Source organism: Cedecea sp. NFIX57 (assembly GCF_900177785.1).
Lineage (GTDB): Bacteria > Pseudomonadota > Gammaproteobacteria > Enterobacterales > Enterobacteriaceae > Cedecea > Cedecea neteri_C.
Map to the genome: position 1 here is coordinate 149,750 of NZ_FXAS01000008.1, position 21,574 is coordinate 171,323.

Sequence of the window (21,574 nt, forward strand, 5' to 3'; positions counted from 1 at the left end):
TTTCAGGACCCTCACATTCACTGAAAACAGCGTTTTAGCCGTATGGTTTATTTTCCCTGGTCATACGGCTCTTTTTCTTCACAGATGCACTGTTACCCCTTCCAGCTACGCCATTTACCTTTCACAAATGAGTCAAAGCATACTTGCCCCACTCCATACCCGTAAGACAGCGCGCCCACGCCATCCCCTTTGGGGTTTCTCAGCACCAGGATATATGCGGGCGTCTCAGTTGCATTTTGCATAGCATGATCGAGGTAGTAGATGCCCGAAGCCGCGGTGGTTAACCATGTGTGGAAATTATCCCCCTGAGCAATCATAGGAATACCCAGACCAAAGCTCCCCATTTTCAGTAACATTTCCGGTGAGGCATCTGTCGGCGTGGGCTGCACATCATGCACGGCACCGGTTTTAAGGCCCAGACTCGTTCTGGCGGCTGCTTGCGCAGGCGCACCTGCGGTAGCTATCTCCGACAGGTTGTTCCCTTTTTGCAGCGCACCTGTAATGCGGGCGTCATCGCCTGCGGCAACAGTGCCTGTCGTTTTGCCGACATCCAGAACAGCAGCCCCTTTCAGACCCAGGTGGGTCCTGGCCTCAACTTGCGCCGGTGCGCCCTCTGCTGCAATTTCTGCCAGATTTTTAGCTTTCTGCAAAAAGAGGCCCGGGTCAATCTGCCCGGTAACCGGATTGATAACCGTAAAAAAGGCCTTTGTTTTGTCCAGCACACAGACAAAAGGAATATCAGCGACCAAATCCCCCGCGGCTAATGGTGCTTTATTGCCTTTATATAATGGCAGCGTTCCTAATACCTTCCCCCCCATTGCAAGCTGGATAGTTGTTGCCCCTGTATTATTCAGAATGGGGTAAACCATCAACGGTGTACGCAGCATCCAGTCGGTAGAGCCGTTGACAAAGTATGTCGCCGGCAAAGCAACCGTCAGTGCATTTGCCGTCCCTCCCGCTACAGCCGCGGTGTAATGTCCGCTTTGCAACTGCTCTATCTGCACAAACTGGTTTTCTGAACCACGGGTGGCAAAATTGGCGATAACGTCATTCAGGGTCCAGCCTTTCGCCGCGGTACCTTCCTGCCCCCTCACTACCGTCAACACATCGTTTTTGACCGCGGTCAGATGGCAGATTTCAAAGACCGTTTCCTTTGCGTCTGTCAGCGTTATTTTGGCGTACACGCTCTGGGTGTTTGAGCTGTTTGCATAATCAGCACTCAACAGTCCGGCAAACTTCGCCCCGGCGCCGGGTATCACCTGAATTGTTGTCTGGCTGGCGGTAATATCTGCCGCCAGAGAAGAAATCACATTATTTCCAAATCCGATAATCATTTTGCGACTACCTTCACCTTACAGGTGTAAATGAAAGGAAGCTTAACCAGCGCCTGGTCTATGGCTTCCTTGAGAAAGTAACCCACTCCGTTGCCGTAGTCCGGAATGGTGACAGAAAAAACGCCCTTAACGGGCGTCACGCTGATGTCGTAGGTGTCCTGTAACGGCGGATCTATACCATTGGCTCCGTGAATGAACCGCGCTAACCGACGCTTAAGCCAGTCAATGCAGAAGTGCGAGCCATCCCCCTTATAAAAATTCCAGGTCAGGATCCGCTTGAAATAATCGTCAGGGACATAAGATGCGGAACCGGGAGCGTAGTTTTTCAGGCCCGCATAGGTGATGGCGTTATACTCAATAGTGTTATACGCCCCCCGGGCTACAGCATCCTCTGAGATCTGCAGTAAAGGGCGTTTTTCCCCATAAATCCCCAGCGCGATCCAGTCCAGCAGCTCACCCGTGATAGCGGGTGAAGTCCAGCAAGGAAGATTGAGCGCGTTCAGATAATCCAGATCCGCCTGCGCCAGTAAATTAAAGGCATCAAAGAAGGCAGTGATATTGGGGTCATCGTTGTACTGCGTGTAGGGGTAAGCGGGAATAATCTTTTCAATCAGCGCTGGCATATTGCTTAACCTGAATGTGTGATGCTGAAGTGGAGAACCAGGCGTAAGTATCGCCATAAACAAGGCTTGAACCTTTGTCAGGCGGCTTAACTGCACCATTAATACCCACCTGAACATCAATCTTCGATACCAGGGAGGGCACAACCAGACCAGACACCGATTTCAGGAAGATATCCTGAACCTCGAAAATATTGATGGGCTGGCCCACCGCGATAGCGTTGATATAGTCAGCGATGTTTTGTTGTACTGCTTTTGCAATACCATCCGGGTCGATATAGGTTGTCGATGCCGTATTCCAGGTGATAATGATTGTCGCGTTCTGCGATGACGGCACCACAAACGGCACCTGATACACATCCGGATATACCGTGATCGCGATGGTTTTCTTTTCCACCAGCGCGCCGGACGGATTCGAAACGTCACTGGTCAGGATTGAAATATCCGGCACAGCTTTATAAATGGCATAAGCCACTTCGTAAGGATCACCGCCGCCAACGACAGCAACCCAGCGGCCCAGTGTTGCCTGGCGGAATGAGAGCAGGTTTTCCTGCACACCATAAACCCGCTTCAGCTCTGCATGGTAACAGTCTGGTGTTCCCTGGACGCCATACATCCCCGCCTGCATGACCTGCGCGCGATATGAGGCGTAATTTTGCTCCTGAGCCCCCGGCAGACCGTTGGTCAGGTTGGTACAGGTGATCGTGAAACCCGCTGGCACGGATGTTTTAATCTGGTTCACGGAGCCTGCGGGCACCGCCCATGTTCCCTCCGTGGTCGCCAGGCAATACAGAGGATCTGTCTGCCCTTTGCCGGGGATCACGGCGTCTCGCTGCACGGCGTAAGTGTGCGCCCCATCCCCGACCTGGAAACCTTTCGGAATGCTGAAACCTGGCGGGCCAACAAAAATGACATAGACAGAAGTATTCGTCCCCTTTCCGCGCGGGACGCCGTAGATGTTACCCAGTTGCCCAAGCAGGTGAGCATTCGCTGCGTAAGGGCTGCATGAGTTGATAAGATCCACCCGGGCCTGGTCTATAACCATCAGCGCCCCGACGCTGGTACTGACCATATCTTCAATAAGCGAGCCGGGTAAATCCGTGGTAATACCCGGGGACAGTTTTGTCGCAGTGGCGATAACTTGCTGGCGCAGAGCATCAGCGGTTAAAGGCTCGGGGCCGGCAATATCATAATTAACGGGCAGATCGCTCATATATTCACCTGCGTAATAATTTTAGAGCCTGAGTTTGTGATAGCTGAGATGTTATAGACCGGCGGATCCACATCCATCAGCGCTATCTGCAGCGATGAGAAATGCGGGCTAAACTGCTGCTGAAGCCTGTTCACGTAAAATGTCGGAAGGATCTGCTGAATGACGGAGCCGCTCGCCGGAATGCCATGGTTTGCAAAAAAGGGGGATTCCTGAGGAGAGAGTCGAAGGTTTTGAACCAGTGTGGTCAGATATATCGCGTCGTTAAAGCCATTATCGTCAGCGGAAACCATAACCCATTTGCCGGATGCATCGCGGCCGTAAGTTCTCATGAGGTAATGCTCCCGTTAAATTGTGCTGTCGGCCCCCCGGTATTGCTTCCGTTGTTGCCGTTAGTATGTTGGTGAGAATTCAGCCACTGCAGAAGTTGCTGCCATCCCTCATGCATAATCTGTGGGCTTGTGCTCGCTGCGCTGTCTTTGAGCGTGCCACTTTGCCCCACCAGCGACCACATGCCATCCGTCAGCGTCAGCACCGTGTTCCCCACCGTCACTTTGAACTGTTTCGGTGTGGCAATGGTAATGCTGTCCGGCGTTAGCAGAAACGTCGTGTTGCTCCCGGAATCCCGCAGCGTGACACCCTCGGGACCGTACATCGTCAGCACGTTATAATCAACGTTCTGCCACTCGGTATTGCTGACAGGCAGGAATACCAGCGCGCTGAGGTTCGCAGGCGGCGTCAAATCAGCAGTGCCGCCACCAAGACCGCTGACGCCGCCCAGGTAAGTATTAGCCGGTATCACAATGCCCTTGTCGCCTTTTTGCATGGGATAACGAATATACTGGGGTCCAAAGAGCGGGATCGTCACCTGCGGCAATGTCCAGGGGATATCCTGCAGCAGGAATGACACGGTGACCATTTTACCCGACTGTTCAACAACGGAAGCCGGGAGCACCTTGCCGGCCATCTGCATGGCGCTGGCAATTTTCTGATCGGCAAAATTATGCATATTGCCGCCAAAGTTCATTTTTTGGTTAATGCTCATGTTGTCACCAGCCCTCCTGCAGGGTGAGCTTCGAGAACAGTTATCCAGCTGTTTGCGTCCGGCTGGCGGCTGTTTCCCAGCAACCGGACAGAAGAAACCAGGAAGTCTCCGGTAAACGCGGAATCGTCCCGAAACTGTGAATACGAGGATGCCTGAATCATCGGGCGCAGCTTTTTCGGCATACGGATGTAATCCCCAACCTGAATATCGCTGCGCATTACACAGGGAACACTGACGGTGCCAAACTGCACCCAGGTCGGCTGGCCAATCAGGTCTTTGAAATCAATCTGTACCGGGTTTTTACTGCGATAGGATGCACTCTTTTTCGAATCCTTGTCCTGGTGGCTGCCAAAATCGTTATCAAAAACGCGGATCTCTTTTCCGTTCACCATCGAAATCTCAACACCTGAATAGTTTCTGTCTTTGATAATGCCTTTACTCAGGGTCTTTAACTTCGTGGCGAGTTCGCCCAGGCTACCGCAGAACATATCGCTGTTAAAGTTATTGATTAGCCGGTCGCTAATGCTGATAGAAAAGCTGTACCCTCCCCCCATAGTCTGAAAGCATTGGGTGAGTGCCACCGACAGTTTGATCCCCTTATTCCAGGGAACGGTGAGATTTATCGGTGCCAGAGGTGCAGGGTTAGTGCTGGAGACAGCACCAGGCATAACAATCAAATCCAGCCGCAGCTCAGTCCCCTGCCAGTTTCCAAGCACCTGCCAGATGATTCCCTCCAGCACCAGACCACGTTGTGAAGGATTTGCCAGTGGCAGTCCCTTCGACATACCCACCCACATTTTGATCGTCATGCCGAACATATCCTGCCGGGCCTGCTGCATTTCCTGCGGGCTGATACCCCAGAGCGTAATGCTGCTCTGGCCCTTCGGGGTGGACTCTCCAAAACGTAAAAGGTCGAATTCAACCATCAAACAGCCAGGGTTGAATACGCCATTCCTGAGGCTGCTGTATTGCCTGTACAGCGCTCCGGGTTTTCCGTTCGCATCGGGAGGGTAAAAAATCTGTATGTCGTAAAAACGCATCAGTTGATAACCTCGATCTGCCCGCGGGTAATTCGCCAAATCATTTTTGTGGTACTGAATGCGCCAACAAGTAAGTTAATGTCGTAATCAGCCGGCGAGCCCACAATCGGTATTGTCAGCTGACGCCTACCGGAATTATCAGTGATATCCAGATACCAGCGTTGCGCCGCGACATTCCATTTTGTCCGGCAGTTATAAACAGAGCCATCCAGTATTGGCGTGAATGCCATACTTTTTTGCTCATTGCCTGAAAATGGAAATAATTCAGTGCTCATATACCAAATGCCCCACTTAATTTCCCGATCAAACCGACGATATCCCCTGCCACACCTGATACGGTGCTTCCCAACGATGTATTACCCAGCGCGGAGGCCGTATTCGTCCAGGTGCTTTCTGTTGTTTTGTCACCAACATCAATTTTGCTCAGGTAGTTATTCGTCGCCTGGTCTGTGGTGGAATTTGTTACCAGAGGCTGTTCAAAATCCCACAGCCATTGCCGCTGGGGAACAGGTTCGCTGGTGCTGGTCACATCCCGGACGGTGCGCAATATGCACCCGCTGTAAATGAGCGCAGGCGTGGCCACGATGAATGTGCCGCCGAGGTTGGCATGTGCCTGTAAGACCATCTGCAGGGCGCTCAGCGTCACCAGCTTTGTCATCGTACCCGAGTTGTCGTTAACCGGCGCATCCATCAGCATTGGAATTCTCAGGGGCTGAGCAAGCAGTGCATTCGCAGCGACGGCCTGATTAGCGAACGGATAACGACCGATATCGTAATCAATCATCGTGCCGCCCTGCGACGCCCGCCAGTGGCAAAAATACTTGTCCAGATCCGTAAGCTGCACGCTCCCGCCGAGCAGACCAGAAACAAAGCTGGCACTCTGTGTTATCGCCACTATCGGCAACATGCCGCCGGGGATGCTCTGGGCTACTCCATCGCAGAGGATCACCGGCGAAATTTCAAAGCCAAGCTTATAAAGCTCCCGGGTAAATGACATTAGCCATAACCTCCAAGTTGTGTGCTGCCGACAATCGCGCTGCCGCCAGTATTGTTATAAACCACCAGGCCGCCGCCAACGCCCCTCCGCTTACCGTCATCAACGAGCTGTTGAAGCAACTGGTCGGTTTTCCCGGTCGTCTGCTGATGAGGTTGCGCCGTTGTCTGGTTGTCACGCACGCCTGGACTCCCTGCCCCATAGGTCGCGGCATACTGCGCCTTAACCCTTTCAGTTGGAGCGCCAGCGTTCATCTGCGTAATGTGATTACCCTCGCGGGTGCCTGGAATATCAGCGCCATAAATATTCCGATACTGCTCATTTACCCGGCCAACGTATTCACGGTTCTCTTTACTTCCCCTGCGGCTGCCGCCGTTGTACCAGCGCAGCATTTCACCAACGTCCCCGCCAGCCTGTTTCTTCGCCCATGCCATGACTCTGGCGCCAGCCATGATGTTATCCCGCGGGTCAAAGGGATTTTCCCCTGGCTGGAAGTTATCCGGCATGACCTGCATTAGCCCCTGCGCCCGTTTACCTGAGCGGGTCATCGGCCCTTCAGCATTCGGATCCCAGGACGACTCAGCAGCAGCGGTCGCTTTAAGTATCTTAGGGTCCAGGTTGTACGCCTTCGCCGCCTCTTCAAAAATGGGGTCATATTTTTTTGACTTCATTTCATTTGACCACCTGCGCGACTCATTCAGGTCATCAGCCATTTTGTCGGCAATGCCACTGAACCAGCTGCGTTTATCCAGGCCTGACGAACCATACTGAGCTTCAGGATCCTTTCTCAGCATCGAAGACCCCGCTTTCACGTTATCCAGCGAGATATTTGTTTTTCCGCTCACCCAGTCAACGACCTTACCAATCAGGCGCCACAGGCGTTCAATGCCGGACATAAACGATTCAACGTCGCTTTTAAACTCTGGCGACGCGAGGTAATTCCCGAAGCGGCGAATACCCTCTGACAGACCATCAATCCACTTACCCAGCTCAGGTGATTTGAGAACGGTATCGATCGCCTCTGAAAACGCATCCGATAATTTTCCCAGCGCTGGCGTTAACGGGGCCAGACCACGAATAAACGTGTTTTCAATCCCGATCTTGCTGCAGTCGAGCTGAATATTAAAATCCTGCCACTGCCTGAGTTGCTCATCCGTCAGCCGCAGGCGCTGCGTGTCCTTCTGTGCCTGCTTCGCCATCGCATCGATTTCCGCGTCGCTCATATTTTTGAAGCGGTTCAGATCGTCGAGGGTGAAGTAATTTGTCAGGCCGTAAGCTTCAGCCCCCTGCTGCGTGCTGCCATTGCGAACGAAAATATCGCGGGCGCTGCGTATCATCTGCGGCAATAGCGTTGCCGGATCCTGATTAGGGTTATCAATCCCCATAGCCTGGAACTGCCAGCGCTTACTCAGATCGAGCTGAGAATCACGAATCGCGCCCAGCGTGGCCACCGGATTCCCGAGGACTTTCTGATAATTGACCGCCGCAGAGTTAAGCCCACCCGCGGTGGTGCCCAGCCCCATAGCCGTAAACCGCTGGGCAGAAGCGTTGCCCGCCAGGCGGTTTATTCCCCACAGGCCGCCCGCCCCGGCAAGGCCGGAGAAAATGCCCAGTACCGTGCCCCATGAAAGAATGCTGCTGGTTGCATCTTTAAGGTGACCAGCGAGGGACCTGGCATCCTTACTGGCTTTATTGAGGAAATTGCGCGCCCCGCTGGTTTTTTTGTTCAGTTCAGACTGCGTTTTATTGGCTTTTTCCAGGTGCCCATTGAGGGTATCCAGCCCACTGTTCAGGGAGGAGATAGCCGCCACGCCCTCAGTAAAGGCCTGGGTGACGGACTCCGAGTCGGTTTTAACCCGCCCGGTTTCTTTTGCTGCGTCGCCCAGCCCGTGAACCGCCCCGCGCCATTGCTCTGGCAGCTCACTGAGCGCCTTCTGATACTCATTGAACTTATCCAGAAACGACTGAAACTTTTCATCCTGGACGTCAATGTCAATAATGGTTTTAGCTGCCATTGAAATACCCTTTCCGTCTTATTTCTTCCAGGATGAAGCGCTGCCGGAAATGGAGGGGGCTTTTGTACTCCCCAATATCCAGTTCACGGCAGAGCAAAGCGAACCCCTCACCGGAGGCCCATGTCAGGAGGGTATGTGTGAGCGTTCCGGCTGGGCTTCCGGGATCGGGGTATCGGGATCCGTTTTCGACGTCAGTAAAGAATCGCGGAACGCCGTAACATTCAAGGAGACGAGTTGCCCACTGTACATTTCGAGTGCCCTGCCCACCGTCGGGGCTATGAGGTTCGCTTTCTGAATAGCAGAGCTGACCATAAAAAAAACAACCTCGCCTTCGACTTCCCGGTACTCCTCCTCGCTGAGGATGCCCTGCTTAAAGGCGGTATCCAGCGACGTCGTTTTCCAGGTGCCGCTATCGTTCCAGATAACCGTGGTCAGGCGCTGGATATCATCAACGAGGGTCGGCATACCCGCAGTAATCTGGCCGGCATCCTGCTGTGCTTTGAGCGTATTACGCAGCATCATCGCAGCCACACGCGGGGCGCCTACAGAACCGACCAGCGAGAAGAAGTTATTGAACAGGCTGCCGAGCATCACACAGTTTTGCTCGACGACTTCATACGGAAATGGCACGACGTGCAGATAGACCAGAGAGTCATCTTCCCGGGTGATGGTGCTGACGAAATTCAGTTTTTTATCGATTTTCACGGCAATCAGTCCCACATTTTGTCGTTGGTGATGATGTAACCAGAGATGGTGACCACATAACCCGCATCCATCCCGGTGATCGGCAGTTCGTTAAAGTTCACCAGATAGGCATTCAGAATGGTGTAGTTCCCGAACGTACTGGCGTCCGGCGTGACCACCACCTCCCCCAGCGCAGTATCAGAGGCAAACCGGCGCTGCCAGCTCGCGGCCAGCCCCTGCGTGCGCAGTAAATGCAGGGTGAGTGTGACCTGCTGATAAGGGGCCTGACTGCCTACCGTGCCCGTTAACGTCGGAATAATGTCTGTTGCCGGGCCGTCCGGGCGCATGCTGATGGCATCTTTACCCAGATAGGAGGCGGTGACATTCAGCGCAGGATTTTCTGTCAGCGTGACAGCCCCCCGCACACGATTCAGGAACCCCTGGGGTACTAATGGAGCTGACATAGATTACGCCCCCGCAAAATTGGTTACGTTGAGGTTAAAGGTGATGGATTCAAAGCCGCGCTTCGGCGTGATGACGGCGCTGAGGCCATTATATTTGCCATCGGCGTAATCGGACGGATTCAGACTGGTGTAACTGGCAAACGGGACGGCGTTAATGACGGCGCTGCCCGCATAAGTGCCTTTTTCGTACTCTTCGTTAAAAGCATCCTGCGTGAGCCGGGTGTCAACGACCTGCCCCAGAATAAGACCGTAGCTAATGCCTGAGCGCAGCGTTTTTAATGCGCGATTCTGCAGGCGGTTAATGCCGCGCTGTTCGAAATACAACGGGTTCACCGTGGTATTGGAGCCGTTGATCACCTCGTTCGCCAGGTCCATTTCGAGGTTAATCGCGCACCAGGCGACGGAATACCAGTAGTTAAACGGGTTACCATCCAGCATATGGCCCGCCACCAGCATTTTATTGCTGAGGCCGCCCTCCGCTGCCGCACCGATGTAATTGATGCTGTTGTCCTGCAGGGTTTTCAGTAACGTGCCATTTCCGGCCGCCGGATATTCCGTGACGCCGTACATGAAGCGCCAGGCCATCGGGGGGACCATATTGGACGATCCCGGGTCGTTAACCAGAGAGGACTGGAAGGGCGCCGCCATTGAGAACTCAGCGCTCCCGATGGAGGGAGCCTCTACTCCGGCAAACACATTCGGGTATTTTTCTGAAGCCCAGTCCTGATAAGTGGCAATCGTCGTGGTGGCAAAAAATTTCACCATCGAGCCTGGCGACGTGTAATCACTGGCCAGCGCTTTAAACGTGGGTTCGGCATCCCACTCACGCGGTATCAGATAAGAGAAAAATTTCTGGTATGTGCTGCCCAGAGAAATATCCTGGGCAATAAACGTGCTCAGCGCTGCAACCGCTTCGGGAGCCTTCACATCCCCCAGTTCGAGCACATAGACAGCGCGCGTAGTGCCCTGCGCCCAGAAGGTTGTGTTCATCTGGATAATTTCACTGGCGGCAACCGGTTTCACGGTCCCCATCACCTTCGCGGTGCCGGGGTCACTGGTCAGCGGGTAAGTGAACGCGGTATCGCTGGTTATGGTAGCCGTAACCGCCCGGTTATAAGCGGCTGGCGTCACGCCGGACACAATAAGGGGGATTTTGTCACCTGTTGTCCATTTGTGCGCGACTGACAACGTCACTGTAACGACCTTCTCAGCCCAGGCGATTGAAGCCATGGTTTTCGCCGGGGGGGCAATGGCCTTCATATCATCCCGGGTCGAGAGCAACTTGTACTCTCCGGCAGCCAGGGTGGTGCCTCCAGTGGACACCATCGCGCCAGATTTCAGCAACTGCGAGGGCTTCGGCGGGTTAGTCACCGAGATATTAATATTCACAATCGACATTTAACGTTTCTCCGGGTAAATGGCGGGGATTGCAGAAGTGATCAGCTGGCGGGAGATGTCTCTCATTCGCTGCTGGTAATAGTTAATTTTGAATTTGATGGTTTTACGCTGAGCGATGATGTTCAGCTCGTTCTGCGTCACGCGCTCATCCTGTACGACGGGGATATTCATCACCCCCATTTCGGCATTATCGGCGAGTGTGTAGTCCTGGATGTAGCGCAGGAAGTCCTCAACGCTGGCATTCCGTAGCCCGGTGATGGACAGCGTCACATCTTCGGAAACCAGCTGGTACTGGTTCTGTTTTTCATCGAGACAGAACGCGCCGGCAATCGGGGTGGTATTGCTGCATTTCACCGTCGCAAAGGGCGGGGAGATGTTTTGCACCGACAGCATTGCCGGGTACATCGGCATGAACTGGTTTAGCGCTAACCAGATCGGCAGCGAACTGGACACCACCACATCGGTAAGATCGATGTCGGCGGCAGAGTTAATTATCTGCGACCGCATATGTGGGAAAATCGCCTCGCCGGTGTAATGGTACAGGTTGGCTGGTTCGTTCAGGCCAGTGCGCCGGGAAAATGAAAACTGAATGCCAAAAAATTCGCCGATGTAGAGCACATCCGATCCGATATCGTTGAAGGGGTCGATATCGGACTGAGCGGTAAACGTCACAACGTTGCGGTCATACAGCTGCTCATCGTCCTGTATTGATTCCGTCGTCAGGTGTAAATACCCTTTAACGTTGACCGTATCAGGCGCGCTGTTTTCGCCACCAACAAGCACAGAGGCTTTAATCCAGAACACAAAGCCATCGAGCGGCAAAATCTTCCTGATGTATTTCGTGAAGGTCACCACCTGATACTGACTCAGATCATCAAGCCCCTGCGTCAGGGTAGCGTTTAACTCAGTTGTCGCGTTCTGCTGAAGTTCACCCAGGGAAGGCATTTAGCACCCCACTTACCCAGGCCCGCATGGCGGCCTGATAGGTTCCTGTGTCGATAAACGAAGGGCGTGGATTGCCTTGTTTTTTCTTGAAGCGCTTAGAGATGCCCAACAACGCCCGGCGAGTAGGAACGCCCGGCATGCCGTTCATCTCCTCGTTATCCAGAAACGCAGAAAACAGGTCGTGAACGCGTGACATCGACTCGGCCAGCGGGTCTTTGGTCGGCGGCGCGCCGGCCAGCATGTTCTCCAGCGCTCCGGCCAGATCCTTACTCATGAGATCGGCAATATCGTTACCGTAACGATCAAAGAACGTCTGCATGATGTGGTACTTAGCCTCAAGTTTTTCAGCCACATCCCCGGTAGTGGTGTTTTCATCCTCATAGGGGATATCCATCACGCCAAGATGAAAGGTAATCATGACAACCCCCACAGGCTCCCGAACTGCTGAGCAATCATCAGGTAGCGGCGGCCCCACGGATCCTGGAGCATTTGCAGGTCAGCGAGCGACAAATTCCTGAAGAAGTCCGGCACAAGCCGCTGAGAGCTGGTTGATTCATCTGACGCGGAGGAGATCACCCCGACATGAAGCCTGGTAAGTTTTGACTCCTCTCTAAAATCAGAAAAAACGCGCTCGGTGCCATAGTTAACCAGGAAAGAAGCCGCCAGGTTATAAACGGCAACCGCATACAGGTTGGGCATGACCATTTCAATGTCACGGTTCACCCATTCAACCGCCCCGCCATACGCCAGTGAAAGCGACGGGGAACTGTCAGGAACCTGCCCGGCGGTCACGCCCATATCAGATCGAACGAACTCGATAAATCCCGGCAGGCTCGTTGTCATTTTTTCTTGCTCCCGGATTTTTCAGTTGCAAGGGTTTCGCTGACCATCGGCGTGTCGTCATGGTCATCCCGGCCCTTCGCCTGCTCCACGCTGACTTCCATTTCACCGGAATAGCCCGTGCCGCTTTCACGTAACGAGCTGTCGAGAGCAGCCAGGGATGCCTGCCGGCGACTATGCGCCCCGCGGGTAAGATGAATATCGTTATCGCGGATAGTTTTCTCGATAACCGACGCTGAAACAGGCTTGTTGACGCTGTAACACAGGCCGACAAAGACCTGACTCTGGTCGATTTTCGTCGAGTCAATCAGGCCGTACACCTGGTGATGCAGGATGACTGATTCCACCTCTTCAGTGGCCCCATCAAGCACCATCATCTGGTCACCGTGGTTAATCGGGATCTGGATAAGACGACCCGTCTCAAGGTTGCGGTAGGCAAAAATCTGGCGCTGTTTGGTGGTGTTAGCGATATAGAGTTTCATTGGTTACCCTCGTAAAAAAGCCCCTGCTGAGTTTTCCCGGCAGGGGCTTAACCACGTAGAAAATTGCATCAGGCGCTGTAGGCCATCGACAGAATGGTGATAGCTTCCGGGCGGACTGCCCAGCCTGAGGTGGAACGCATCTCGGACAGCACATCAATGGCGCCACCCGCAATCGGTGTCGGAATTTCGCGCGGGGCGGCCATGTCGCAGAACATCAGCGCGTTCGCTGCGAGTGACGGCGTCAGTCTGGCGAATTCGTTGGTGTTGACGGTTGAATTGACCATCGGCACTTCAACCTCCGGGATGGTGATCACCACCGCATCAGTACCCCCCGCACCAGCACCGATCAGAGTGTCGTCATATACCCAGTCCACCTGAATGTTTGCGCCCTTCAATACTTCTTTCACCGTGCCGCCAACGGTATCGGTCCCGCCACCGGGACGCTGGTAAGAGGTCAGCTGAACAATCTGCTGGATCTCCATGGCACCAAGAATACGCTGCGGGCCGAGGATAACGACGCGCAACTGGCGGCCCAGCTGCATGGTACGGGTTAACGCCGCCTGAACATGGCCCAGCAGATACACCGCCATCTGGCCGTGATCGTAGGTCAGTACGGTGTGGTTGTTATTGCTGTCCGGCGGCAGAGACTCAGTCGTTGCCCCGGCGGTGTTCAGCAGGCCTTCGCCACCAGCCGGGTTCATGCCATGCAGCAGCGCAGAACGCAGCTGCTGGAAAATCCCCTGGCGCATGCCCAGACGCTGAGCCTCAGGCAGAGCAAAGTTCCAGTTGCCGGCCGCCGCCATATCGTGGTGGTCGTAGATACCCCGGCAGCGGAACAGGTAGGTCGGGGTGGAAATCATCTTCGCATCCAGCGCCACGCTCGGCAGCTGGTTACCGTTGCCTGACTGGCTGGAGGTCACCTGGGTACGAATATCCAGGCGGCGCATGTAGGCGTATTGATCACCGACACCGAGACGAACTTGTGGGTTACCGCTGGCGATGGTTTCAAACGCACCAGACGCCTGCTGATAACCGATGATCATTTCCGGCGCGATGTACGACGGATTGACGATAGTGTAGCTGGGGGTAATTGCAGCCATTTAATTCAGCTCCCGATTAAAGTAAGACCAGCGCAATGCTGTCGTTGTGACCCCAGGTCAGGAAACCCGTATTGCTGTCGTAATTAACAGTTTTAGGATTTGCTGTTCCAACGGCGAGCAGTTTCACTGGCAGCGTGATATCTGAAATATTTACCGCGCCAATATTGCCCTGAGTCGTAGCCGCGCCGCCCGGCGTTGATGCCGGTGCATAAGTGAAAGTGGTTGGACTGGGAACGGATAACACGACGACAGTGCCGTTATAGGCCGCCGGGGCCACGCCACTGATTTTCACATACTGCCCTGCTGTCAGGCCGTGTGCGCCGTCAGTCGTTGCCGTCGCCACGCCAGAAGCGTAAACAACACCTTTAGTCGCAACATCCGCACCTGAGTAACCTGCTGCGGCTGCGGTAGTAATCTCGTCATGCACAAAGTTCCAGGCCAGCGGAGTACGAACCGATGCACCTGAGGTACCCAGCGCGACGACACTGGCTGTTGTTTTAAGCGGTACGCGCATGTTAGAGCCGAGACGGTAAAAAGAAACGCTCATGCCAGATGCGTACTGCGGCACGGGTGACTGCGGCGTGGTCAGCCCGTTGTGGGCCTGATTAAAGACGGTAAAGCCTTCCAGTTCAGCTACTGACATCGCTCTGCGAATGGTCGAACCGCGAGGGCTTGACTGGATGCCAGGCAGAAGTTCGGCAATCGCCAGCCCACCCCAGAGGGGTTTTGTTTCCGTTGGCGCCACAGTGCCGGCGGCAAGATTGAAACGATTGGCCGGGTCATCCAGGGCGACGCCCTGAATATAACCATCAGATTTCACACCGAAGGAACCCAGCGCATTCGTGGTAGCCATCGGGTTCAGAGATAAATGAGCCATGCTTCAAACTCCTGTTAAGCCTGGTTGTTAAAACTGGTGACCTGACGTTTGCCGGACTGGAACGGTGCCCAGGTTGCAGCGGGATCGCCTTCAAAGGTGCTGATCTGGCGGCCGGTCGCATCAGCGCGTTTTATTTCACGCAGCATGCCTGGGCCAACCGAGAGACTTGCTGATTTCTGCGCGTCGGCATAAATCTGTTTTTCGGCAAAGCCGAGCAATGCGGAATCAGCGATTGAGGACAGGTCAACGGTCTTGAAATCCGGTGAATGTTCCTGCAGCTGAATCATCAGGCGACGACGGTACGCCAGCGGCTTTTCACCAGACAGCGGCACCGGCGCGCGCTTGCCAAAACTGGAGAACACGCTGTCTGCCTTCACCTGCGCATCAGCAACTTCGTTACGTTCTTCGTCGCTAAGCTCGGTTGGGATGCGTGTTTTAAGGTCGGCAATCTGCTGACGGAGTTCAGAGTCTGCTTTTTCTTTTGCTGCCTTTTCTTCTGCTGCTTCGGCATCAGCCTTTTCCTGCGCGGCTTTCTCTTCCGCATCAGCTTTGGCTTTTGCCTCTTCGGCCTCTTTGGTTTCCGCGTCAGCTTTTTCTTTTTTAGCTGCCTCTTCAGCATCCGCTTTATCCTTGGCTTCTTTGGCCTCGGAGTCTGCTTTTGCCATGCGGGCATCGATCGCTTTGTTGATAAGCGCTACGATTTTTTCCTCGTCCATCTTTTCAGCCTCGTTTGGAATGGAATCAGATTTAACACCAGTGGGGGCAAGGAGCTTGTCCCATACGCCCTGTTCACAAATTGCAACGTGGTCGAGCAGCTCGGGGGATGGCTCCACCAGCAGAGACTGACCGTCGACAATGATTGATTTAGGTACCTCAACAAACTTCACGGTTGGAGAGGTGCTTAATTGCCTTGTCGCCATAATTTCTGCGGCCTCGGCGTCGTACACGCGCGCAACTGCCCACACCTCGCCCTTATCAGCAACCCAACTGTTGGTCAGGGTGCCGATAACGCGCTTTGCGAACTCATTGCTATCAAGCGTATTTTTCTCCGGGTGCAGCCAGATGAGCGGTAGCCCGGCAACTCGCTGGAGAAATTCGGGGGTGAGATAGTCATCCGGGTTACGGAAGGCCATCTGTTGATCTGCGGAGCGCCAGGTAACCCCTGTGCCGGTGACCCGGATGGCGAACATCCACATGTTGATAAAGTATTGCGGGCTGCTTAATGTCCCGTCAGCGATGAGCGCGGCAACCTCGGTTTCATTGAGCGCCTGCTGCGCCAGCATCTCAGCAAAAGGCTGATGAAGCGGCTTTGGCAGATCGTCAATATGGAACCACCCGGCGGCCAGCGACTCGTCGTTAAGCTTCGCGTCGAACTTATCCGGCACCTCGGCACGAAACGTCAGGTAATCGCCGTATACGCTGTGAGGGGTCAGCGAGCCATCGTACTGATAACCCACCTCTTCCAGCACCTCGCGGCGTGCGGCATCAATTGCCAACTCACCCGGCTCTACCGTGCCGCCGGGCTGGCACCACGTACCATCATCCGAGCGCTGAATTAGAAAGACGAACTTACCCTGACGAAACATTATCCCGCTGCCAAAAATAGCCACGGTTTGATGCTCCTATGCTGCTTTCTTCATAGACTCCATGAACTTCTGCCCCTCCTGGGTCAGCATGTATTCTGGAATGCTTCGGAGGTTGTAGATGTAGGTCACGTAACACTGACAAAAAACCTCTTCGGCAGGCTGAGTGATTTCGTCGAGGTACCCAGCGGGACCGGCTTTCACGTAGCCGTTTTTTTGCGCCCAGTTCCCGCGGATTAAGTAGTACAACAAATCGCGTTCCTTGTGATCCTCCCGGTATTTATATCCAGGCCTGCGCCAGTGGCTGTGCCAAATTGCAGCGATAGCGTTATTGCTGGTTGCTATCACATTGTCGATGTTGGCGATCAGCTTATGGTTCTGGTCAATCATCACGCGACGGGCTTCAAAGTCGAACTGCTCGGCGGTTTTCTGGATATGTCCCGCCGTCTCCCGCATCTTCCCCTGAATCCCCCTCAGCGCTATAGAGTCAGCCGAAGGAATGCTGCTGGCCCAGCCACTAAAGCGCGACAGCGTCGTATCGACCGCTTTTTGACGGTTGAGCTTTATCAGGTCAACGCTGGCCAGTATTCGTCTGTCGAGCTCTGTGCGCAGCTTTGGTTCAAGGTAGTTAATGGTGAACCGGGAAATGCCAGGGTGACGCTTCAGCGCTGCGGCCCGACCAATCTGCAGGTCATACGCATGCGTGAGGTTGCGCGATACCATCGAGACGTAGTCATTTGCCGTCTCACCTTCGGCAGCCTGCCTGATGATGCTTTGCCAGCGTTCAAGCTCCTCCCGCGAGGTATAGCCATTGCGAAGAAAGAACCTGACCGCCTCCCTTACCGTTCTGGTAAATACCCTCACAGTGACAGCCCTCCATCTGGGGGATCTTGAGTCGGCTGTTTCGGCGGATTGTTTAGCAACTCATCCCAATCAAGCTCCAGCCGCTGAGGGAAAAGATGTTCATTGGCATTAGCGTTTTCACACATCCACTCAATCAGTGCGGCCCGGTTTTCCGGATCGTCGGTGAACTGTGCGAGCAGTACCTGCCCCATACCAATGATCGCTTTAAAGCGCGTTTCATCGACCTTCACTTTTTCGCTTTCCGGCTCCTTCAGAGAGGATGGCCAGCGGTATTCAAAGTTGTTTATCCAGCTCGCAAAATACACGCTATAGGTGTTTTTCAGGTCTGGAAAGTCGGCCCGAAGTGCCTGAAAAAATTCAATGCTCCACGCCCGGTACTGACAGACGCGAATGAAGAACGCATAAAGTGGGTCCAGCCATTCACGAATGTTATCGATGTACACGGCCACCGAACGTGCATCCTCTGTCCCCTCACCAAACCCCTGAGCAAACGTCTCAGAGTTCAGGATGATGGCAGGCATGTCGGCGGCTGCAGCGATATTTTCGAGGATATGGTTTCGTGCCGAATCAAGTGGGTCTTTCAGATTGCTCAGGTCGATGGATTCGATTGTGTCACTGTCACCGATCTGCAAAACCTCACCGGTTTTCCCTCGTTTCAGCATCATGCGCTTAATGCCGCTCAGCTTCTGCATCATGTTGTTGACGACAGAGCTTGGCCCTTTGATTTTCGTCACCAGCAGGCCGCCTTTCACTGACACCATATCGTCAGTGCGCATGGTCTGGATAAACGACTTCAACGGAAACAATGCCCGCTGGTAAACGCTGCGACCACTGAAACCAAAGGCCGCAGCGTTATACGCCAGATAAATCGGGTCCTCGTTCTGAACGACAACACAGCGTGATTTGTGGTACGGCTTACCGGCCACCCGGATGCCGTCAACCTTCTGGAAGTCCTGAGCATTCGGATCCTGGTTTAAAACGATGCTGCCCGCCGTGTTGAGCGGGTCCAGAATGTTAAAACTGATGTTGTGCTTATAGAGTGTGCGGTAATCCAGTGACTGGCTCGGCTCCTGATTATCCACCAGCATAGCCGCCGCAGACACACCGTAAATTCGTGCAATCCGCGCCGCGTTGGCAATGTGCTGGTTAGCTCCTAACGCTTTCCATTCCCGTTCGAAAGCATCACGCAGGCGCTGCTCAAGCCCAAACGACTGTGCAACATGAATTGTGCGCGGCTCGTTCATCGCCATTTTAATCGGGCGATCCACCATTTTTCCGCCCAGCGGATGGTAGAGGTAGACCGTTTTACAGGTTTGGTAGCCAGCCGATGATCCAGGCTGTATATCGTCACTCTCCAGCAACGCTATCAGCTCTGAGTGAGAGCAGCTGCCGATTTCGAAATCGTCTTCGTTCATTGGTTCTCTCGTCAGAAGCCTTCGCCGTTACCCAGCCCAAGAGCGATGCCATAGTTGAAACAGTCAAAAAGGTCATCGTCCTGATTCTCTTCGCCGATGATGAACTGAAGTACCTGCGTCAAAAGATGGTTTTTCTTCGACTGCTTGTATTCAGTGACTTTGTCATAGGCGTATTTAGAAATGCGTACCTTCCCGGAGGCCACATACCCGGAAATATTGATAGCGCGGGATTCTTTAGGGAGTGAAGTTAGTTCGCTGTCGATAGGATGAACGTTCCACCCTTCATTTGCGCCCTGCTGCAGTAGTGTGATGCCGGTAGCCTTGTCCTCGATAAAAAGTCCAGTCGTCCCCATCCGGGCCAGGCATATTTCGCTGAGGTGCTTAGCTTTCCCTATCCACTGCGGCACCACATCTTTCAGGAAATACCCGTCAATCTGGATAATGTCCCAGTCGAGAATGACCAGGCATGGAGCGGGATAGTTAATGAGTGCGAACCAGATGCAGGCTGAACCATCGTTCTGCAACTTGCCTTTCTGGGCGCAATCGACAACGCCATAAACCGTATCGCAACTGGCCGGGTAATCGACCGGCGCGCCGTTCTCCAGCAACCAGTCCATCTTGAAAAAGTTCTGCCCGCGCCAGTCCACGAAATCAGCCATGTATTCCTGCTGGACCACCAGCGGAGGGCGCCCGTCAATAATCCTCGCCAGCGCAGCGGGGTTAATCGTTGGGTTTGCTGATGTGGGCGCGTGGTGCTCTTCCCAGCCCATCGATTTATCGTTGCAGGCCAGGTAGAAAAAATTCTCGTCATCCACGCCCTTTGGCGTGCCTGCCATGACTGCGTCACCGTCAAAGTCCAGGAGCGTCGGCTCTATCGCCTGCTCCCAGATATCCCGCATGCCCTTTTTAACCAGGCTGCCTTCATCGATGATGACTTTGTGATATTTACGGGAGCGCCCGGCGTCCGGGTTATCCAGCGTCCAGAACTCAACCTGACCACCGCCCATCACCTCAATAATTGCATCGGTTTTACTCGAGCTGACTGTGATCGGCTTTAACAGGTCTCTGATGGCTTTGAACGACGGCAGGAGGATTTTGTAAGACGGGGCAAACCAGCCCACTCTCATCTGTCTGGCGGCCCAGTTCCCCCCGGCCTGCTCCAGCATGGTTGTTTTGCCAAAGCGGCGGCCAGCGCGAACAACTTTTCGCTTTGCGGGGGATCGGTAAATCCGCTTCTGCCCTTCATGAAAAGGCAGAAACTCGATAACGTGTTCAGTCGGCATGGTTCACCCTCTGAGTGGCGCATGGCCGGAACGGTTGTACTTGTTAGATTTGTTAAAAAACGCCGCTATTTAACATAAGGTACGTTATCTGCACCACGGTAACACCGCCCATTTCGAAATGTCCCTGAAAGGCTTATTTCTGTGGGTTAAGTGCGAAAAATGGCGTGAATAAAACGTGCATAAACAGGGTCGAAAAATGCATAGCCGAAAATCAGCCTGAAATGCCTGTTTTCGCTGTTTTACCCGTTAATCAGCATCCGGGGAATTCACCAGCTTAATCACCACTGTCGGCTCTTCGTCTGGACTATTACCCTTGCGCCGCAGTTCTACCTCTTGCTCAGCTCTCTCTGCCTCTGCCGCGCGCTTGCGGATTTCCAGCTCAAGAAGCTGACGAGCAAGATCGTTGTTGTCTTTCCCGGTGCCAGTTCCTCGGGCAACGAGAAGTTTTGCCAGTTCACGGCGGGCGGCAGCCTTATCTGCCGCGTTTATCTCTATGCCGAACTTGCCCAACTTTACGCCCTGCAGCAAATAACGAGCATCGCCTTCAACATCCCGCGTATCAGCAAAAAACGCCTCGCCTTTTCCCTCTCCGTTACAGCGTGGACATTCAGGGTTGGGGTCGAAGTTATCGACGAAGCCGATGCCGCCGGAAAGGTCGGGAGGTGGCTTGTTGTCTTTCTCTGCCACCTTCTCGGCTGTCAGTTGCTCGTCAAAATCACGCCACTGATATTTATGCCCGTCGCCCCAGCAGTACCGACAGTTAACACGCCTGTACTGCGCTATCTCGTTCGGGTCAGCGTTAATAATCGCGGTGAGCTGAGCTATCACATCATCCAGCTCTACCGCGTAACGTTTCTGGCGCTCATTTCGCAAATGATGCACGTAACGTGAAACCCTGGCATTTCTGAGCAATCGGCTGGCGTTTGAATATGCTGTTGCCCCCTCACCCAAATAACCAGCCAGGCGATAAGCATCTACGCGAGTCTTCCCGTCAACAACATGCTGAGCAAAAAGCATCTGCTGGTCGGAAAGATTAAAACTATCAAAATGTTCCGTCGCTGATGGATGGGGCGAAATTTTTCGCTCCTTTGCCGGCTGCACAGCTCGAGCATTATCAGCAGGCGTTTTTTTCGCAGTTTTTTCTTTCTGCGAATTCGCACTTTTTTTCGCAGTTTTTTTTTGCGAATTCGCACCGCCGTTCGCAACCTTGATATAGCGCTTTGCGCTGGCGTAATTTAGTCCCTGCGCCTCACACCAGTCTTTGGGGGAAATACCGGATTTAGCATGGTCGGACAGGAACTGACGCTGAAGCTCGCCCCAGTCCGTTCTTGCCATTATCAGTCACCTATTAGCGAAAACATTATCGAAGCCCCTCGGTGTG

General features: G+C 53.8%; 23 protein-coding genes. All 23 read right to left on the reverse strand.

What is annotated here, in order from left to right; translation table 11 throughout:
- Nucleotides 1-92: 92 nt before the first annotated feature.
- The 23 genes from B9Y90_RS27265 to B9Y90_RS09115 all read right to left on the reverse strand — a co-directional run bounded on the left by B9Y90_RS27265 (nt 93) and on the right by B9Y90_RS09115 (nt 21,528).
- Nucleotides 93-1,334, reverse strand: coding sequence for a hypothetical protein (locus B9Y90_RS27265; RefSeq protein WP_254902687.1), 1,242 nt, complete (start codon nt 1,332-1,334; stop codon nt 93-95).
- Nucleotides 1,331-1,957, reverse strand: coding sequence for a hypothetical protein (locus B9Y90_RS09010; protein WP_085541007.1), 627 nt, complete (start codon nt 1,955-1,957; stop codon nt 1,331-1,333). Before B9Y90_RS09010 ends, B9Y90_RS27265 begins: the two co-directional genes overlap by 4 nt.
- Nucleotides 1,941-3,167 carry a baseplate J/gp47 family protein gene (locus B9Y90_RS26420; RefSeq protein WP_139827373.1) on the reverse strand — a complete coding sequence of 409 codons (1,227 nt, stop codon included), beginning with the start codon at nt 3,165-3,167 and terminating at the stop codon, nt 1,941-1,943. Before B9Y90_RS26420 ends, B9Y90_RS09010 begins: the two co-directional genes overlap by 17 nt.
- Complete coding sequence (locus tag B9Y90_RS09020; RefSeq protein WP_085541008.1) at nt 3,164-3,496, reverse strand: hypothetical protein; 333 nt, start codon at nt 3,494-3,496, stop codon at nt 3,164-3,166. The genes B9Y90_RS26420 and B9Y90_RS09020 overlap by 4 nt, the downstream gene beginning before the upstream one ends.
- Entirely contained in the window at nt 3,493-4,209 is a 717-nt protein-coding gene (locus B9Y90_RS09025; protein ID WP_085541009.1) for a hypothetical protein, read from the reverse strand. The genes B9Y90_RS09020 and B9Y90_RS09025 overlap by 4 nt, the downstream gene beginning before the upstream one ends.
- Nucleotides 4,206-5,249 (reverse strand): hypothetical protein, encoded by a 1,044-nt coding sequence (locus B9Y90_RS09030; protein WP_085541010.1) that lies wholly within the window; start codon nt 5,247-5,249, stop codon nt 4,206-4,208. The genes B9Y90_RS09025 and B9Y90_RS09030 overlap by 4 nt, the downstream gene beginning before the upstream one ends.
- Complete coding sequence (locus B9Y90_RS09035; RefSeq protein ID WP_085541011.1) at nt 5,249-5,524, reverse strand: phage baseplate plug family protein; 276 nt, start codon at nt 5,522-5,524, stop codon at nt 5,249-5,251. Before B9Y90_RS09035 ends, B9Y90_RS09030 begins: the two co-directional genes overlap by 1 nt.
- Complete coding sequence (locus tag B9Y90_RS09040) at nt 5,521-6,246, reverse strand: hypothetical protein (RefSeq protein ID WP_085541012.1); 726 nt, start codon at nt 6,244-6,246, stop codon at nt 5,521-5,523. The genes B9Y90_RS09035 and B9Y90_RS09040 overlap by 4 nt, the downstream gene beginning before the upstream one ends.
- The gene (locus B9Y90_RS09045; protein ID WP_085541013.1) at nt 6,246-8,258 is read right to left on the reverse strand and encodes a lytic transglycosylase domain-containing protein; all 2,013 of its coding nucleotides are present in this window, start codon (nt 8,256-8,258) and stop codon (nt 6,246-6,248) included. Before B9Y90_RS09045 ends, B9Y90_RS09040 begins: the two co-directional genes overlap by 1 nt.
- A 123-nt stretch (nt 8,259-8,381) precedes the next feature.
- The gene (locus tag B9Y90_RS09050) at nt 8,382-8,969 is read right to left on the reverse strand and encodes a hypothetical protein (protein WP_085541053.1); all 588 of its coding nucleotides are present in this window, start codon (nt 8,967-8,969) and stop codon (nt 8,382-8,384) included.
- Nucleotides 8,969-9,406, reverse strand: a complete 438-nt coding sequence (locus B9Y90_RS09055; RefSeq protein WP_085541014.1) for a hypothetical protein — start codon at nt 9,404-9,406, stop codon at nt 8,969-8,971. The genes B9Y90_RS09050 and B9Y90_RS09055 overlap by 1 nt, the downstream gene beginning before the upstream one ends.
- A 3-nt stretch (nt 9,407-9,409) precedes the next feature.
- The gene (locus B9Y90_RS09060) at nt 9,410-10,804 is read right to left on the reverse strand and encodes a hypothetical protein (RefSeq protein WP_085541015.1); all 1,395 of its coding nucleotides are present in this window, start codon (nt 10,802-10,804) and stop codon (nt 9,410-9,412) included.
- Nucleotides 10,805-11,749, reverse strand: a complete 945-nt coding sequence (locus B9Y90_RS09065; RefSeq protein WP_085541016.1) for a hypothetical protein — start codon at nt 11,747-11,749, stop codon at nt 10,805-10,807. It lies immediately after the preceding gene.
- Nucleotides 11,733-12,167, reverse strand: coding sequence for a hypothetical protein (locus tag B9Y90_RS09070; protein WP_085541017.1), 435 nt, complete (start codon nt 12,165-12,167; stop codon nt 11,733-11,735). The genes B9Y90_RS09065 and B9Y90_RS09070 overlap by 17 nt, the downstream gene beginning before the upstream one ends.
- Nucleotides 12,164-12,592, reverse strand: a complete 429-nt coding sequence (locus B9Y90_RS09075) for a hypothetical protein (RefSeq protein WP_085541018.1) — start codon at nt 12,590-12,592, stop codon at nt 12,164-12,166. Before B9Y90_RS09075 ends, B9Y90_RS09070 begins: the two co-directional genes overlap by 4 nt.
- Nucleotides 12,589-13,071 carry a hypothetical protein gene (locus B9Y90_RS09080; RefSeq protein WP_085541019.1) on the reverse strand — a complete coding sequence of 161 codons (483 nt, stop codon included), beginning with the start codon at nt 13,069-13,071 and terminating at the stop codon, nt 12,589-12,591. The genes B9Y90_RS09075 and B9Y90_RS09080 overlap by 4 nt, the downstream gene beginning before the upstream one ends.
- A 68-nt stretch (nt 13,072-13,139) precedes the next feature.
- Nucleotides 13,140-14,171 (reverse strand): DUF2184 domain-containing protein, encoded by a 1,032-nt coding sequence (locus B9Y90_RS09085; RefSeq protein ID WP_085541020.1) that lies wholly within the window; start codon nt 14,169-14,171, stop codon nt 13,140-13,142.
- Between the two features lie 16 nt (nt 14,172-14,187).
- Complete coding sequence (locus B9Y90_RS09090; RefSeq protein ID WP_085541021.1) at nt 14,188-15,048, reverse strand: hypothetical protein; 861 nt, start codon at nt 15,046-15,048, stop codon at nt 14,188-14,190.
- Nucleotides 15,049-15,062: 14 nt separating this feature from the next.
- Nucleotides 15,063-16,658 (reverse strand): NUDIX domain-containing protein, encoded by a 1,596-nt coding sequence (locus B9Y90_RS09095; RefSeq protein ID WP_085541022.1) that lies wholly within the window; start codon nt 16,656-16,658, stop codon nt 15,063-15,065.
- A 12-nt stretch (nt 16,659-16,670) separates the two neighbouring features.
- Nucleotides 16,671-17,495: a hypothetical protein gene (locus B9Y90_RS09100; RefSeq protein ID WP_085541023.1), complete on the reverse strand. Its 825-nt coding sequence runs from the start codon at nt 17,493-17,495 to the stop codon at nt 16,671-16,673.
- Nucleotides 17,492-18,910 (reverse strand): anti-CBASS protein Acb1 family protein, encoded by a 1,419-nt coding sequence (locus tag B9Y90_RS09105; protein WP_085541024.1) that lies wholly within the window; start codon nt 18,908-18,910, stop codon nt 17,492-17,494. The genes B9Y90_RS09100 and B9Y90_RS09105 overlap by 4 nt, the downstream gene beginning before the upstream one ends.
- An 11-nt stretch (nt 18,911-18,921) precedes the next feature.
- Nucleotides 18,922-20,193 carry a hypothetical protein gene (locus tag B9Y90_RS09110; RefSeq protein ID WP_085541025.1) on the reverse strand — a complete coding sequence of 424 codons (1,272 nt, stop codon included), beginning with the start codon at nt 20,191-20,193 and terminating at the stop codon, nt 18,922-18,924.
- A 246-nt stretch (nt 20,194-20,439) separates the two neighbouring features.
- Nucleotides 20,440-21,528, reverse strand: a complete 1,089-nt coding sequence (locus B9Y90_RS09115) for a terminase small subunit (RefSeq protein WP_085541026.1) — start codon at nt 21,526-21,528, stop codon at nt 20,440-20,442.
- Between the last annotated feature and the right edge of the window lie 46 nt (nt 21,529-21,574).

What these genes read in the sequence shown, in the direction of transcription:
- B9Y90_RS09020 (WP_085541008.1), bottom strand. Translation starts at nt 3,496, where the DNA reads ATGAGAACTTACGGCCGCGATGCATCCGGCAAATGGGTTATGGTTTCC.
- B9Y90_RS09090 (WP_085541021.1), bottom strand. Translation starts at nt 15,048, where the DNA reads ATGGCTCATTTATCTCTGAACCCGATGGCTACCACGAATGCGCTGGGT.
- B9Y90_RS09060 (WP_085541015.1), bottom strand. Translation starts at nt 10,804, where the DNA reads ATGTCGATTGTGAATATTAATATCTCGGTGACTAACCCGCCGAAGCCC.
- B9Y90_RS09055 (WP_085541014.1), bottom strand. Translation starts at nt 9,406, where the DNA reads ATGTCAGCTCCATTAGTACCCCAGGGGTTCCTGAATCGTGTGCGGGGG.
- B9Y90_RS09085 (WP_085541020.1), bottom strand. Translation starts at nt 14,171, where the DNA reads ATGGCTGCAATTACCCCCAGCTACACTATCGTCAATCCGTCGTACATC.
- B9Y90_RS09080 (WP_085541019.1), bottom strand. Translation starts at nt 13,071, where the DNA reads ATGAAACTCTATATCGCTAACACCACCAAACAGCGCCAGATTTTTGCC.
- B9Y90_RS09075 (WP_085541018.1), bottom strand. Translation starts at nt 12,592, where the DNA reads ATGACAACGAGCCTGCCGGGATTTATCGAGTTCGTTCGATCTGATATG.
- B9Y90_RS09105 (WP_085541024.1), bottom strand. Translation starts at nt 18,910, where the DNA reads ATGAACGAAGACGATTTCGAAATCGGCAGCTGCTCTCACTCAGAGCTG.
- B9Y90_RS09010 (WP_085541007.1), bottom strand. Translation starts at nt 1,957, where the DNA reads ATGCCAGCGCTGATTGAAAAGATTATTCCCGCTTACCCCTACACGCAG.
- B9Y90_RS09070 (WP_085541017.1), bottom strand. Translation starts at nt 12,167, where the DNA reads ATGATTACCTTTCATCTTGGCGTGATGGATATCCCCTATGAGGATGAA.
- B9Y90_RS26420 (WP_139827373.1), bottom strand. Translation starts at nt 3,167, where the DNA reads ATGAGCGATCTGCCCGTTAATTATGATATTGCCGGCCCCGAGCCTTTA.
- B9Y90_RS09045 (WP_085541013.1), bottom strand. Translation starts at nt 8,258, where the DNA reads ATGGCAGCTAAAACCATTATTGACATTGACGTCCAGGATGAAAAGTTT.
- B9Y90_RS09030 (WP_085541010.1), bottom strand. Translation starts at nt 5,249, where the DNA reads ATGCGTTTTTACGACATACAGATTTTTTACCCTCCCGATGCGAACGGA.
- B9Y90_RS09065 (WP_085541016.1), bottom strand. Translation starts at nt 11,749, where the DNA reads ATGCCTTCCCTGGGTGAACTTCAGCAGAACGCGACAACTGAGTTAAAC.
- B9Y90_RS09115 (WP_085541026.1), bottom strand. Translation starts at nt 21,528, where the DNA reads ATGGCAAGAACGGACTGGGGCGAGCTTCAGCGTCAGTTCCTGTCCGAC.
- B9Y90_RS09040 (WP_085541012.1), bottom strand. Translation starts at nt 6,246, where the DNA reads ATGTCATTTACCCGGGAGCTTTATAAGCTTGGCTTTGAAATTTCGCCG.
- B9Y90_RS09025 (WP_085541009.1), bottom strand. Translation starts at nt 4,209, where the DNA reads ATGAGCATTAACCAAAAAATGAACTTTGGCGGCAATATGCATAATTTT.
- B9Y90_RS27265 (WP_254902687.1), bottom strand. Translation starts at nt 1,334, where the DNA reads ATGATTATCGGATTTGGAAATAATGTGATTTCTTCTCTGGCGGCAGAT.
- B9Y90_RS09110 (WP_085541025.1), bottom strand. Translation starts at nt 20,193, where the DNA reads ATGCCGACTGAACACGTTATCGAGTTTCTGCCTTTTCATGAAGGGCAG.
- B9Y90_RS09035 (WP_085541011.1), bottom strand. Translation starts at nt 5,524, where the DNA reads ATGAGCACTGAATTATTTCCATTTTCAGGCAATGAGCAAAAAAGTATG.